This window comes from Streptomyces sp. NPDC002671, assembly GCF_053592475.1.
Map to the genome: position 1 here is coordinate 19,331 of NZ_JBSFVU010000051.1, position 12,560 is coordinate 31,890.

The 12,560-nt window shown below is 71.4% G+C and carries 17 protein-coding genes and 1 pseudogene; 16 read left to right on the forward strand and 2 right to left on the reverse strand.

Annotated features, from left to right (window positions below):
• Window positions 1-824: 824 nt before the first annotated feature.
• The 11 genes and pseudogenes from ACWD35_RS39975 to ACWD35_RS40025 all read left to right on the forward strand — a co-directional run bounded on the left by ACWD35_RS39975 (window position 825) and on the right by ACWD35_RS40025 (window position 8,928).
• Window positions 825-2,612 carry a type IV secretory system conjugative DNA transfer family protein gene (locus ACWD35_RS39975; protein WP_451356283.1) on the forward strand — a complete coding sequence of 596 codons (1,788 nt, stop codon included), beginning with the start codon at window positions 825-827 and terminating at the stop codon, window positions 2,610-2,612.
• A complete protein-coding gene (locus ACWD35_RS39980) occupies window positions 2,587-2,823 on the forward strand; it encodes a hypothetical protein (protein WP_451356267.1) in 237 nt (78 codons plus the stop codon). Before ACWD35_RS39975 ends, ACWD35_RS39980 begins: the two co-directional genes overlap by 26 nt.
• Before the next feature lie 31 nt (window positions 2,824-2,854).
• The gene (locus ACWD35_RS39985; RefSeq protein WP_451356268.1) at window positions 2,855-3,100 is read left to right on the forward strand and encodes a hypothetical protein; all 246 of its coding nucleotides are present in this window, start codon (window positions 2,855-2,857) and stop codon (window positions 3,098-3,100) included.
• Entirely contained in the window at window positions 3,097-4,260 is a 1,164-nt protein-coding gene (locus ACWD35_RS39990; RefSeq protein WP_451356269.1) for a DnaB-like helicase N-terminal domain-containing protein, read from the forward strand. Before ACWD35_RS39985 ends, ACWD35_RS39990 begins: the two co-directional genes overlap by 4 nt.
• A gap of 55 nt (window positions 4,261-4,315) precedes the next feature.
• Window positions 4,316-4,933 carry a hypothetical protein gene (locus tag ACWD35_RS39995; RefSeq protein ID WP_451356270.1) on the forward strand — a complete coding sequence of 206 codons (618 nt, stop codon included), beginning with the start codon at window positions 4,316-4,318 and terminating at the stop codon, window positions 4,931-4,933.
• Window positions 4,903-5,076: pseudogene (locus ACWD35_RS40000) on the forward strand (DNA cytosine methyltransferase); the annotation flags it as partial. The gene ACWD35_RS39995 and the pseudogene ACWD35_RS40000, both read left to right, overlap by 31 nt.
• Window positions 5,077-5,128: 52 nt before the next feature.
• A complete protein-coding gene (locus tag ACWD35_RS40005; RefSeq protein ID WP_451356284.1) occupies window positions 5,129-5,968 on the forward strand; it encodes a DNA cytosine methyltransferase in 840 nt (279 codons plus the stop codon).
• A gap of 287 nt (window positions 5,969-6,255) precedes the next feature.
• The gene (locus ACWD35_RS40010) at window positions 6,256-6,852 is read left to right on the forward strand and encodes a DUF4913 domain-containing protein (RefSeq protein WP_451356271.1); all 597 of its coding nucleotides are present in this window, start codon (window positions 6,256-6,258) and stop codon (window positions 6,850-6,852) included.
• Window positions 6,849-7,547: a glycosyl hydrolase gene (locus tag ACWD35_RS40015; RefSeq protein WP_451356272.1), complete on the forward strand. Its 699-nt coding sequence runs from the start codon at window positions 6,849-6,851 to the stop codon at window positions 7,545-7,547. Before ACWD35_RS40010 ends, ACWD35_RS40015 begins: the two co-directional genes overlap by 4 nt.
• Window positions 7,544-8,032 (forward strand): hypothetical protein, encoded by a 489-nt coding sequence (locus tag ACWD35_RS40020; protein WP_451356273.1) that lies wholly within the window; start codon window positions 7,544-7,546, stop codon window positions 8,030-8,032. The genes ACWD35_RS40015 and ACWD35_RS40020 overlap by 4 nt, the downstream gene beginning before the upstream one ends.
• Complete coding sequence (locus ACWD35_RS40025) at window positions 8,029-8,928, forward strand: hypothetical protein (protein WP_451356274.1); 900 nt, start codon at window positions 8,029-8,031, stop codon at window positions 8,926-8,928. The genes ACWD35_RS40020 and ACWD35_RS40025 overlap by 4 nt, the downstream gene beginning before the upstream one ends.
• Before the next feature lie 4 nt (window positions 8,929-8,932).
• On the opposite strand, the gene ACWD35_RS40030 is transcribed toward ACWD35_RS40025, so the two are convergent.
• Window positions 8,933-9,199 (reverse strand): hypothetical protein, encoded by a 267-nt coding sequence (locus ACWD35_RS40030; protein WP_451356275.1) that lies wholly within the window; start codon window positions 9,197-9,199, stop codon window positions 8,933-8,935.
• Between the two features lie 217 nt (window positions 9,200-9,416).
• Between ACWD35_RS40030 and ACWD35_RS40035 the strand changes: the two genes are divergently transcribed.
• From ACWD35_RS40035 to ACWD35_RS40055, 5 genes are all read left to right on the forward strand, one after another.
• Entirely contained in the window at window positions 9,417-9,758 is a 342-nt protein-coding gene (locus ACWD35_RS40035) for a DUF317 domain-containing protein (protein WP_451356276.1), read from the forward strand.
• Between the two features lie 103 nt (window positions 9,759-9,861).
• Window positions 9,862-10,074, forward strand: a complete 213-nt coding sequence (locus ACWD35_RS40040) for a hypothetical protein (protein WP_451356277.1) — start codon at window positions 9,862-9,864, stop codon at window positions 10,072-10,074.
• A gap of 105 nt (window positions 10,075-10,179) precedes the next feature.
• A complete protein-coding gene (locus tag ACWD35_RS40045; RefSeq protein ID WP_451356278.1) occupies window positions 10,180-10,317 on the forward strand; it encodes a hypothetical protein in 138 nt (45 codons plus the stop codon).
• A 224-nt stretch (window positions 10,318-10,541) separates the two neighbouring features.
• On the forward strand, window positions 10,542-10,841 hold the full coding sequence (locus ACWD35_RS40050; protein ID WP_451356279.1) for a MarR family transcriptional regulator: 300 nt from the start codon (window positions 10,542-10,544) through the stop codon (window positions 10,839-10,841).
• 31 nt (window positions 10,842-10,872) lie between these two features.
• Complete coding sequence (locus ACWD35_RS40055) at window positions 10,873-11,106, forward strand: hypothetical protein (RefSeq protein WP_451356280.1); 234 nt, start codon at window positions 10,873-10,875, stop codon at window positions 11,104-11,106.
• A 6-nt stretch (window positions 11,107-11,112) separates the two neighbouring features.
• Here ACWD35_RS40055 and ACWD35_RS40060 read toward each other — a convergent pair whose 3' ends face one another.
• Window positions 11,113-12,351, reverse strand: a complete 1,239-nt coding sequence (locus ACWD35_RS40060) for a DUF6236 family protein (RefSeq protein WP_451356281.1) — start codon at window positions 12,349-12,351, stop codon at window positions 11,113-11,115.
• Window positions 12,352-12,560 lie beyond the last annotated feature (209 nt).

Genomic DNA, 12,560 nt, shown 5'->3' on the forward strand with positions numbered 1-12,560 from the left:
ACCGACCCAACACCGCTCCCAAGGAGGATCAAGTGCCCGAGTTCTACCCGAGCATCGGCGAGGCCGTAGACGCCGCAATGCAGCACAACATCCGGCTTGCCTACGGTGGCAAGGCGCCCGGCTCCGACACGCCCCTGCAGGTCCGACACCTGCCCCACCCGTCGGCCGACCCGTACTCCGTCCCGGGGATGATCGCCCGGCTCACCGAGACGGCAACTCCCCATGAGGTCGCCGGAATCATCGAGGAGGTCAACGGAGCGCTGGTCGGGGCTCTCCCGCAGCTGACCGAACTCGTGGCCGCAGCGGCCGACTGGACCCGAGCCCGTCTGACCTTCGAGAACCCGCACCACAACCCGACCTTCGAGACGTGGACACGGCTGGCCGCCGCCACCCGCATGCTGCGGGACGTCCAGGAGGAGCTGGAGGTCGCCGAGGACATGATCGCCGCGTGTCCTGCGGAACTCAGCGACCCCAGGACCGCGACAAGGTGCCTGCCCTGCGGACCAGGGAACTGCTCGGCGACGTTCTCGGCGACGACGCGGTCGCGGATACCCAACCGTCCGCCGCCCAGAACCCGGAAGCGGGCCGGCCGCAAGCCGCCCGAGCCTCCTCCCCGCAGGCGGCCATCCAGCGGACCGCGCCCTCCACCGGCGCGACATCCGAACCACCCACCAGCGCTCCACCGCCCCGGTCGCCACGCACCCGATGACCTCGGCCTGACCCCCAACCGTCGTCCCCTACCCGACAGGAGCTGCCCCGATGACCAGCAGAAGAGCGCCGCACGCCCCGCCTCGCCTTGTCCGCTCTCCCTCCCTGGACCTGCCATGCCCGCCCCGCGTACCAGCGCGCCCTCGACCACCACCGGCTCCGACGCGCTTCTCTACCTCCTGTTCGGCGTCCTCGGCGCCGCCATCGCCTTCGGCTCCCTCGCCTGGCTGACCGGCAACCTCACCAACGCTCTCGTCGGCACCGGTCCCTGGACGCCGTTCCAGGCCACCGACGCGCTGCTGCACCCCGACGCGCTGTGGCCGCACCTGAGCCCCACCGCTCTGCGGGTCGGCGCGCAAGTCGTCCCCGGGCTGCTCTCCGTCTGCCTCACCATCACCGGCCTGGTTGTGTGGCTGCGGCTGCACGGCGGTGCGAAAAACGGCCTTGCCCGCAAGCAGGATCTCGCCCCTCTGATGGACAAGGAGATCACCGCCAAGGCGAAGAGCCTGCGGCCGAGCCTGTCCGGTCTCAAACCGAAGGAGGTCGCACCCGCGGACCGCGGGATCCTCGTCGGCACGCACTCCCCTGGCCAAGCCGAGGTCCGCGCCTCCTGGGAGGACGTGATCGTCGCGATCATGGCCCCACGCTCCGGCAAGACGTCCGGGCTGGCGATCCCCGCGATCCTCGCCGCTCCCGGCCCGGTACTGCTCACCTCGAACAAGGCGGCGAACGACGCCTTCACCGCGACAGTTGACGCCCGCGCCAAGGTCGGCACGATCTGGACCCTCGACCCGCAACAGATCGCCCATCACCCGCGCGAGATGTGGTGGGACATCCTGGCCGACGCCCGCGACCTGGCCGGGGCGAAACGTTTGGCTGGGCACTTCGTCGCCGCCAGCGTGGACGAATCCAGCGGTGCCGACTTCTGGTCCACCGCCGCGAGCAACACACTGGGCGCACTGTTCCTGGCCGCCGCCAGCCACCGGCGCCCGATCACCGACGTACTGGCCTGGCTCGCCTCCCCTGCCGACCGCACGCCGGTGGACCTGCTCACCGACGCCGGCCACGAGGCGGTCGCAGCCCAGCTCCAGGGCACCGTCAGCGGGGCCACGGAAACGCGGGACGGCATCTATGAGACCGCGCGGCAGTACGCGAGCTGCCTGCTCGACCCGGACGTCGCCTCCTGGGTCACACCCGACAAGCACCTTCCCGAGTTCATACCCTCCGCGTTCGCCACCTCCCGCGACACGTTGTACCTGCTCAGCAAGGACGGCGGCGGCTCGGCATCGGCGATCATCGCGGCGGCGGCCGACGCGGTGATGCGCGCGGCCGTGGTCGTCGCCGAGCGCTCCGGCGGGCGGCTCGACCCGCCTGCCCTGTGCGTCCTCGACGAGGCCGCCAACGTGTGCAAGATCTCCGATCTCCCCGACCTGTACAGCCACCTGGGCTCACGGGGCGTGATCCCGATGACGATCCTGCAGTCCTACCGACAGGGCCAGCGGTGCTGGGGCGAGACAGGCATGGACGCACTCTGGTCCGCCGCCACGATCAAGATCATCGGAAGTGGCATCGACGACGCCGACTTCGCCGATCGTCTGAGCAGGCAGGTCGGTGACCACGACGTGCAGACCACGTCTGTGTCGACCAGCGACGGCGGCAAGTCCACCTCGGTGAGCATGCGCACCGAGCGGATCCTGCCCCCCGACGCGATCCGCGCGCTCCCCAAGGGGAAGGCGCTGCTGCTCGCCACTGGTATCCGGGTGGCGCTGCTCGACCTGCGGCCTTGGTACAAGGAGCCCGCCGCCAAGGTGGTCGGTCCGGCCTCCGCCCGCGCGACGAAGGCCATCACGGAGCGGGCCATCGCCAAGTCCCCGGGTCGTGACGATTTCGGGCTGTCGGCATGAGCGCTCCAACGCGTACCTGCACCGCAGCCGCCGGCCTCTGGACCAGGCACCGATCGACCGGGTCACCGCCCACGAATGGTCCGGACGTCAGGGCGACATCTTCGACGCGCTCGCGGACGCCGAACTGGAGAACGGCGATCCGGACGGCTGCTCGCCCTGGTCCTGCCGCTCCGGCGCCCCCGTACAGGCCGACATCGACCTCTCAGCCTGACCTCCCCTCCTATCTGCTCAGGAGTCCCCTCGTGTCCTCGCGCACTCCGTCCTGCCCTCTGACGCGGTCCGAACGCCTCGCCCGTTCACCGGTCGTCCGGCACGGTGGCCAGTGGTGGCTGGTCACCGGTTCCGGCTCGATCCTCGCCACCGATCCGACGTTCACCAGCGAGCTGGACCGCTTCGCCGCCGCGATGGCCGCCGCCGACCAGGCCGTCGCCGATCTCCGCTCGCAGCAGGACGATCCGCCGGCTCCCCGCCCCGGGCGGCAGCGATGAACCCGCTGCTGAGTGCCGAGCAGGCGGTGCTCGGCTCGGTGCTGCTCGACCCCGGCCAGCTCGCGCACCTGGACTGGCTCGCGCCCGATCACTTCTACCGGCCCATCCACCAGGCGCTGTTCGCCGCCTTGCGTAAGCTCCGGGCCGAGGGCCACCCCGCCGTGGCGGCCACGGAACCGGTGCCGCTGTCCTGGGTGACCGACGCGGTCGACGAGGCCAGCAACCACGTCCGGGGGCTGAGCGCCGTATACCCCCACGTCCTGATTTCGGCCTGCCCGCGCCCCGAGCACGCCCCGGTGTACGGCCGGATGGTGCTGGAGGGAGCGATCCACCGCACCGTGACCGAGCACGCGATCCGCCTCCACCAGGCAGCCCGCGCTGACGCCCTCCAAGGTGAGGTGGAAGGAGCGCTGCACCATGCGGACGTCCTAGCCGGGGTCCTCGGGGACCTCGCGCGCCGCTGGGGGTCCGAACCGCGCCCGGCCGCCCCGGCCGCACCGCCTTCCACAGCTCCCGTCGCGCCGCCGGTAGGAGCGGATCAGGTCGCCGAGGACGAGCAGTTCCTGCTGGCGGTCCTGGTCGAGCGGCCGAAAGCGATGGACGAGGTCGTCGGCTGGCTGCGACCGGGCGACTTCGCCGGCCCCGCCCACGGCCAGCTCTACCGCTGCCTGGGCGCACTGCACCACCGCGGCGAACCCATCGACCGAATCACGGTGCTGTGGGAAGCCCAGCGGCGCGGTCTGCTCGCCGACGGCACGCTGAACGCCGAACAGCTCACCGCCGTCTGCGACGGCGTCGGCGCCGGCAGCGCCGAGTGGCTCGGCGAGCAGATCATGCGCTCCTCCGTCGCCCGTACTGCCGCCGCCTCCGCTCGCGCCATCCGAGCCCTGGCTGAGAACGAGGCCCTGGCCCCCGGGAGGCTCATCAACCACGCCCTGCACGCGCTCGGGCCGCTCGACGAAGTGCGCGCCCGCTGGCAGACCGCGAACGGCCACCCCGCTCCGCTGCCGCCCGCCGTGTCGGCGACCGAGGGGCCCCCGACGGCACGGGTCCACGCCGCCCTCGCCCGCAGCACACCACCGGCCGCGCGGCCCTCGAAATGCCCGGGCCCTGCCTCCACGCCATCAGCCGCACGGCCGCCCTCGCGCACCCACGGCTGACCCCTTCTCACCCACGAACCCAGCCCATTCGACTGTCCCCACTTTGGAACGCCCCGTGGACAACACCCCGCTCTCCGACGCTCTGGCCCTGCGCGCCACGGCCTCCGCCTTCGACGCCCAGCGCGGCAAACTGCCAGTGCCGGGGGACCCCCACCACTCACCCGATGTCGTCGCCGTCGCACGCCAGATCTCCGAACTCGGAAAGCTGGTCACCGATCTGGGCGACGAGGTCCTCTTCCGTGCCGCCGACCAGGACCAGGCGCCCCACACCGCTCGCGTGATTGCCAGCTTCGCCGCCGCGGTCGAGCCCGCGGGCGAAGCGGCTTCCGCCCTGGGAGCGGCTGCCCACCAGCTCGCCTTCCTGAACCAGACCGACGGGTTGCGCGACCAGCCCGACGCCAGATATGCCCGGGAGGCAGCCGTGCGGGTGATGGAGGAAGCACTCACCACCGCCGACGCGGCCCTGCACGACGTGGCCAACTCCCTGCACTCCGCATCGGCAACGGTCTCTCCCCCGTCCGTGCGGCTCCAGGCTGCCCGCAGCCGGTCCGCGACCACCGCGCGCTCTCCGGGGGTCGCCGCCGCCCAGCGTCACCACGGCGGTGGCGGCCCCCTCGGACCGAATCGCACGTGGCCGGTGACATGGAAACCACCACCGCGCGAACGCCGTTGATCGGCTCGCTCTGCTCGGGTTACGGCGGTCTGGACCTCGGGGTCCAGGCCGCGCTCGGCGGCACCCTGGCCTGGCACGCTGAGATCAACCCCGACGCCGTGCGCATCTTGGCCCGGCACTGGCCCGGCGTGCCCAATCTGCAGGACATCACCGCCGTCAACTGGGCCGATGTGCCTCGGGTGTGCGTCCTGACGGCTGGCTTCCCCTGTCAAAGACGTCTCCGTCGCCGGCCGCCAGGTCGGGCTCAACCCCCACACCCGCTCGGGGCTGTGGCTGCACGTCGCCCGTGCGGTCGAAGCCCTCCGCCCCTGCTTGGTGGTGATCGAGAATGTCCGCGGACTCCTCACCTCGCCCGCCGGTTCCCCTGGCGACGTGGAATTCTGCCCGTGGTGTCTGGGAGACGACCCAACCCAGTCTCCTGTGCGGGCACTTGGTGCCGTACTCGGCTCCCTGGCCGATCTCCGGTACGACGCGAGGTGGCTCGTGCTTCGTGCCTCCGACGTCGGAGCCCCCCATCGTCGCGACCACACCTTCCTCACCGCTTGGCCCGCCGAGCACGCTGCTCAAGACCCCGACGAGCAACATCGGCAAGAACGGTGGCTCCCAGCACCCGTCGAAGAGGAAGAGCGGCGGCCACGGCCCGAACCTGGCCGACGAGGTGGAGTGGCTGCTGCCCACGCCGAAGGCGTCGGACGGGATCAAGGGCTCGCCGAACCAGCGGCACGGCAACGGGGACATGACGCTGCCGAGCGCGGCAGCGTCGCTGCTGCCCACCCCGAGGGCGCGCGACACCGGCACCCGGGGCCGCCGTCTGGGCAAGGGCTGGCGCCCGCCCCTGTCGGCGGTGGTCCTGCCGCTGTGGGGGGGGAGGCGGCCCCGGAGGCGGAGGTACCGACGGGCGATGGGGAGCGTACGCCTCCGCCATCGCCCGATGGGAGAACCTCACCCGCCCCGCGCCGCCGCCCACCGACGCTGCCGGACGTCTGCGTGCCGACTTCGTGGAGTGGATGCAGGGCCTGGCCGCTGGCTGGGTGACCGCCACTCCGGGGCTCGGCCGACCGGCTCAGCTCACCGCACTCGGTAACGGCGTGGTCCCCCAACAGGCCGCCCGAGCCGTGCAGTTGCTGGCACTGCCCTTCCCAGGCTGCCCCCGCTGTACCGCGCCGTAGCGCTCCATTACCCGGTTTCCCCGGCCGCGCCAAATCGCGGAATCTCCGCATCCTCCTGCCCATGCCGACCTGCGAAGGGAGCACCGCCGTGGCCTCCAGAAGAGCGCGCCGCACTTCGCCCCCGCCCTGCTCGCTCACTCCCTTGGATCCGCTATGTCCGACCCCAGCAAGGCCACCCCCGAGCCCGAGCCGTTCCGCGTTCCCGACGGCGACCTCGACGATCTCGCCAGCACCCTCGCCAAGACCATGGCGGAGGTACGCCAGCACGGCGTCATCCTGGACCGCCTCGGCTCCGAGCCCGTCTCCACCCCTCAGCCCACCGCAGACGCCTCCACCGCAGACGCTGCCGGCGCCGACAAGGCCGACGCCCCGGCCTCGGTGTTCATCCTCGCCCTGGGCGGCGAGGCGTACGCCGTCGAGCTGGCCGCGCTCAGCGACTGGGTGAACTACCTGTTTCTGCCCGTCTACGGACGGGAGATCAGCACTACCCGACCGTGGTGCGACCAGTGGCACGAGCACCCCGAGGCCGTTGCCCGGCTGCACGCGCTCTGGCTCGCGTGGCAGCAGCTCACTGACGCCGAGGCCGGCCTCTCCGGTCCCTCGACGTGGCACCGCGACCACCTCGACCAGGCCCTGGTTCATCTCCGTGCCCCCGACGGCCCCTTCGCCGCATGCACGACGAGCCCGACCCGGCCCAACCACCGTGTGCTGGCCACCCCGGCGCCCGAGCTGACAGGAGCCACCCGGTGACCGGCGAACTCGACTTCCGCCTTGACGATTTCGAGCCTGCCGACGCCGCCTCCGAACTCGCCGAGAGCAGTCTCTGGGCCGGAGACCTGACCGTGCTGGCCGAGCACCACACCACCCCGGAGGCATCGCACAGCTACCTCGTCGCCCACGACGGGTCGATGACCTGGGGCGTCCCCGGTGAACCACAGCTCGTTGCCATCAAGATCACGCGGGACCTACACGAGCGCACGTTCACCTTCGAGACCGCGAACCACGCCGGTCTGGCCTTCGCCCAGAACTGGCTGATCGAGCATGGCTGCCCGCCCGAGCGGATCGCCCAGGCCGGCGGGGACTCCATGAAGCCCGCCGACGATCTCACCCTCTGGATCGAGCAGCAGATCCGGGAGTCAGGCTCTCGCTACAAAGTCCTCGACAGCTGGACCTCGGACTTCGCCCCGTTCGAGACGTGGACGTTGACCCGTGACTCCAGCGCCGCTCAGGCACCGATTCGTGTCTTCCTCGAAGAGGGAAACCACGACGCCCACACGTACACGATGCGCGAGGGCGCCTTCGCCGACGAGGCCGCCGCCCGGCTGACCCGCGCCGCCCTCACCCGGTCAGCGGGTGCCGTCGCGATCTTGAAAGCCGGCCTCGACACGGGCAACGCGCCGTCGGCAGGAACGGCCCAGCGACGGAACCCTCGGAGGCCGATGTGAGCCGCGCCCGCTTCGCCTTCGCCGCCCACCCGGATGCCATCGCGGACCTGCGCGAACTCCCCGACGAAGTCCGCGACCTGGCGCTGCTGGAACTGCAGAACCTGGTCCACGGCAGCGACGACTGCCTGCCGCTGACCGGCCGCCTCGCGGGCTTCCACAAGGTCTACGTCGACCCGGCCGTCTCCTACCGGATGGTCATCCAGTTCCGCCCGGCCCCGCCCACCTCGACCCACAAGCGCGAGATCTACCTCGTCGCGGCCGGTGCCCGGGAGGACTACGCGGTCTACCGCACGGCCCAACTCCGCACCAACCGCGCCGGCCTCAACCGGCTCGCCGACACCGGCGCGGCGGCCGAGGCCCGAGTCCAGGCGGCCCGGTCCCGATCCCCCCACGCGTTCGACCGGACCGCGTCCCTCCCGGCCACCGCACCGGCGGCAGCCAGCCCCGCCGCTCCCGCCGCCTCCCGAAAGGCCTCCATGCGATGACCGCCGACCGTGCGTCCCTGGACCGCACCGAACTGGCCGGGCTGCTCACCGACGCCTCGCGGAGCGTCTCAGAGGTCCTGACGACCGAGTACGCCACCTCCGCCAGCCGCTCCTACCTGCATCCCGTCCTCGGCGCGCTGTCTGCCGGCCCCCGGGTGGTCCGCGAACTGAACGAACTTGCGCCGCCTTCCCCCACAGGTCACCACAACCCCGGTGAGGCCGCCGGTGCCGACGCCGCTGGACGTACGCCGCGCCCAGGCTGCCAACGCCCGCTCCACCGTGGCACCCTCGTCTGCCGGCGCGCGGCCATTCATCCCGGCACCGCGCCCGCCGTCAGCTCTGCAGGTCCCGCGCCCCGGGCACAGCCGCTGACCACCGTTCCCTCTTCTCGCCCTCCGGAGCCACCCGTGTCCGACGCCACTGCCCTCGAACAGGCCGACGCGCTGATCGAGAAAGCCTGGGGCCGCCCCATCGACGTGCTGGAGACCCTCGCGGTCCGCCGCCCCGTCGAGGACCCGCTCCTGCGCTCAGCGATGCATATCCGATCGAGCCTCGTCGTCTCGAACAACGCGGTCGCCGTCCACCAGGACCGCTTGCACGCCCTCACCCGGCCCGGCCATGTGCCGGCCTTCTACGACCTGGAGCGGATCACCAGCTCGGCGGTGGACCTGCGCGTCGCGCAGACCGAGAGCCGCATAGCCCTGCAGGCGATCAGCCACGTGATCGAGGCCCGCGAAGCCGCCGTAACCGCGGACCAGGCACCGTCGCTCAGCCTGGCCCAGGCCGCTGTCGCCCGCTCCGCGCACGCACCGCGTGCCCTGGGCCAACCACCGGACCAGCCCGCCCAGTCGGCCGCTGTCGGCGCGACAATGGCCGTGACCGTGCCCCGACGGTAACCGGTCAGCCCGCGTCTTCGTCGCGATGGGCCACGCTGAACCGGGAGCCCATCGCGTGGGCCAACTCGGCCACCGTCATCTCGACGCGCCGCCCCTCCGCTATCCGGCGCTCCACCACGGCTTCCCCGTCACGCTGCTTCCCGGCCTGGGTGCCCACGGCCCACTGGCCGTCGGCCACCATCGCGATGTCGCCCACCGTCCACGGCCGCCCGGCGCCGCGGATCTTGCGCTCCAGCCCGGCACCGTCCCAGTGTCTGCTCGACTCCGCCACGGCCTGTCCCTTCTGCTCTGTACGGCCCTGCGCCGCAACCGGGTTACGACAACCGGCCGCGTCGATCCATTCCCCGACCCGCCGGCTTCTCACCCTCGGCGGCCAGTTCACCCACGGCAGACACCGCCTTCCCGGAAACAGCTACGTACTTCGGCACACCGCATGTCAACGTACGGACGTCGGGAAAACCGCAGGTCAACGAAGGGACCGTCCACTCGTGGACGCCTCCAGCACCCTCCTGCCAGCCGTCGTCCGCCCCGCCGTGGAGGAACGCGCCTGGCTCTCCAGCAACCACTGCGCGGGCCCAGTGCTCGAACGGCTCGGCGCACTCGGCTGGGCCATCGTCGACACCCCGGAGGCCAACGTGCACTGCACCAGCCCGGACGGCCGCGTCTACGTCGGCTGGCTCCCCGAGGACACCACCGCCTGGAAGCGCGGCATCGTCTGGCAGGTCCGGGTCATCCCCGCCGACGCCGAGCCCTGGATCCAGGAGTTCGGCCTCGACACCCCCTCCGAGGCCGTGGCCGGTTTCCTTGCCGCGCTCATCGCCAGCCGCTGAACCACCCGGCAGCCGGTCTTGCGCGACCAACTCCGCCTCGACGCCCGCTGACGCTCCATCACCACGCTGCTTCACCCGCCCATATCGCTTCCGGAGGTTCCCCGTGCCCCACTACCTGACCGTCGGCCACCTGCTCCGCCAACTTCAGAACCTCGACCCCGACCTGCCGATCCGCCTGGCCGTCACCCCCGACTGGCCCTTCGCGCACTACCTCGGCACCGACGTCGTCGTGGGCGACGGCATGGCGTTCATCGCCGAGGACGGCCAGGAGGGCTACCTCCCGCCATCTGTCCGCGACGCCCTCGCCTGGGCCTAACCCCGCCGTACCGACCCGTCCAGGGAGGCCCCGATCTCACCGCGACCCCACCCTTTCGCCGCCCGCCCGCTGCACGCCCTCGCCGTGCGGCCCATGCCGTCGGGAGTGCGCGACACACTGGTCCAGCGCGTCTCCGCCCTCCCGGAGGGACCGCTCGACGTCTCCTGGCTCCCGGCGGGCACCCCCGAACTCCCGCTCGGTTGTATCCGCCTGCACTGGGAGCCCGCCGACCGTGCGGGCTGAGACGTCACCGCCCACCTCGGCCTGGCCACCACCGAGGTCCTCCTCGCCTCCTGGCCCGCCGCCCCCGACAACTGGCCGCGCCTGGTCCGCCCCACCCTCCACGAGGTGACCGGCCTGTGCGCCGCCCTCGCGGTCGCCACCGTCGCCCTGGACCTCTCCAACCGCCTCGCCGAGGTCTGACCACAACCGCAGAAGGCCGCCCCGCGCCGACCGTTGGGACGGCCTTGCCGTACGCCCGCCCATCCGGATGGTGCGTACGCTCAGGACCGACGAACGAGGGAGGCACGACGGCCGACGACCAACGGCTCCGGGGGTATCCGGAGGTCACCGCCCACCTGGGCATCAGCGTCCGGGCCGCCCGCAGCCGCAAGAGCCGGGGCACTCTGCCGGAGCCCGACGACACCAGGGTGCCGGACCGGCCGCGCTGGAGGCCCGCCACATTGCAGGGCTGGCAGCCGGTCGGCCGAGGGTTCCGCAGCGACCTGCACGGCACCGCCCGTCACGACGGCACCGCATCCGGCTGACCGGCGGTCGGTCCCGCCCAAGGCTGCGGCCATGACGACCGACTCACCGATGCCGTCCCCGCCGTTCCCCTCGCCCGACAGCGCCGTGCTCCGGCTGATTGTCGGCAACGCCATCGCGTCGGTCCGCAGCGGCGAAGCCTCGGTGGAGGAGGCGATCCTCCACGCAGCCGTCCACGGCTGGTACGAGGGCCATGTCCAGGGCGAGGACGAGTGCCCCGGCGGCGGCTTCCGGGGCGAGCTGCCCAAGCACGGCAACCGCGGTTGAGCGCGGCTAGATTCCGGAGCCGGCAGCACGGCCAAGCGTTCGCGCCACCCGCCGCACCAGTGTGGTCGGCTTCAGGTTCCGTTCCACCCTGAGCAGGTAGCTGACCGGAGAGCCAGCGAGCTGAGCGTCGCGTGCCTCCGCCGTGGCCTGGCGCAAGGTCGCGGCGGCAATCGCGAGACTTCCTCCGGCGATCGGCACGTTGCCTGCCCAGCCGCTCGCCGCCGCGGCAAGGGCGGGCACCTCGAACTTGTAGTTCAGCGCGCTGTAGAAGGCTTTGAGGTTGAGGCCGCTCATAGCCTTGCGCAGGTCCTCAAGAGGCTGGGCGATGCTCTCGTCGAATGTCATCCGAAGGTGGTGTTCGAAGGCTGCGCGGTCTTCGATGCCGCCCACCTGCTCTCGCAGGTCTGCCGCAGCCTTGTCGACTGCTTGGGTGAAGGCACTGAATTCTGCCCGGTAGTCGTTCCGCAGTTGGATGATCTTCGCCACCGGCACCGAGCGCAGGCCGTCCGGGAGGACGCACTGCACGGCCATCAGCCCGAGTCGTGTTGTCTCGTCGGAGCTTGCCGGTCGGGGCGGCTCGCCCAACATGGCAGCAGCGATCCGGTCGCTGTCCCAGCCGTCCGTGGCGCTGTGGGCCGCGACCTGGTCGGTGATCGGCGCGTACCGCGTACGGCGGGCCAGCTCCTCGGTGAGCACACACTTGTAGATCCAGGCCAGGACCGGGTCCATGGCCAGCCACGTCACGTCGGATCTGGCGATGCGCGACCGCATGGCCGGCACGGCGAGACCGGCACTGCGTAGGGCGTCGGCAAGCCCTGGGTCTACCTCGTGCGGGTAGAGGCCAGCGAGGGGGCGTTCGTCGCGCGGAAGCGTTCGCAGGTCGTCAGGCGAGGTCGGCTCGGCGTTGATGATGCGCTCTCCCATCAACAGCTCGGGCTGGTTCCCCTGATGCGTGTGGAAAGGTCGGGTGTCGGCCGTTGCCAGAAAGCGCTGCCTCAGTTCGGTGCCGTGGTCCTCGACGGCCTTCAGGAAGGCAGGGGCGACAGCGGCTGCTGCTTCCCTGGGGTCCACGTCGGTGAGGAAGTTGTCCAGCCCGTCGCGCAGGGCCTTGACCAGGTCCGGGTCGCTGACAGGAAATCCGCGCGGGACGACTCGGGCCAGGCCCGGCCAGTAGAGGGCGGCGGCCTTGATCCACTGCTCTTTACGGAAGTGCACGTACGGGTAGTAGAGGCCGATCCGCTGCACTGCTGCCCTTTCACCGCGTTCTGTCGGCCTCGCCGGATGCGTACGGGGGCCGACAGCATGCTACGCAAGCAGTGTTCGCCGTTGGCGCATGGAGCGGAACCGTGCTGCTCTACTTGTTGAGCGACTTTCAAGATGCCCATGTCGCGGGCAGCTTTGCGGCGTTGATCATGCCGACGAGTTCGGTTGCATGCCGGCGGGGTTGGGGTGTT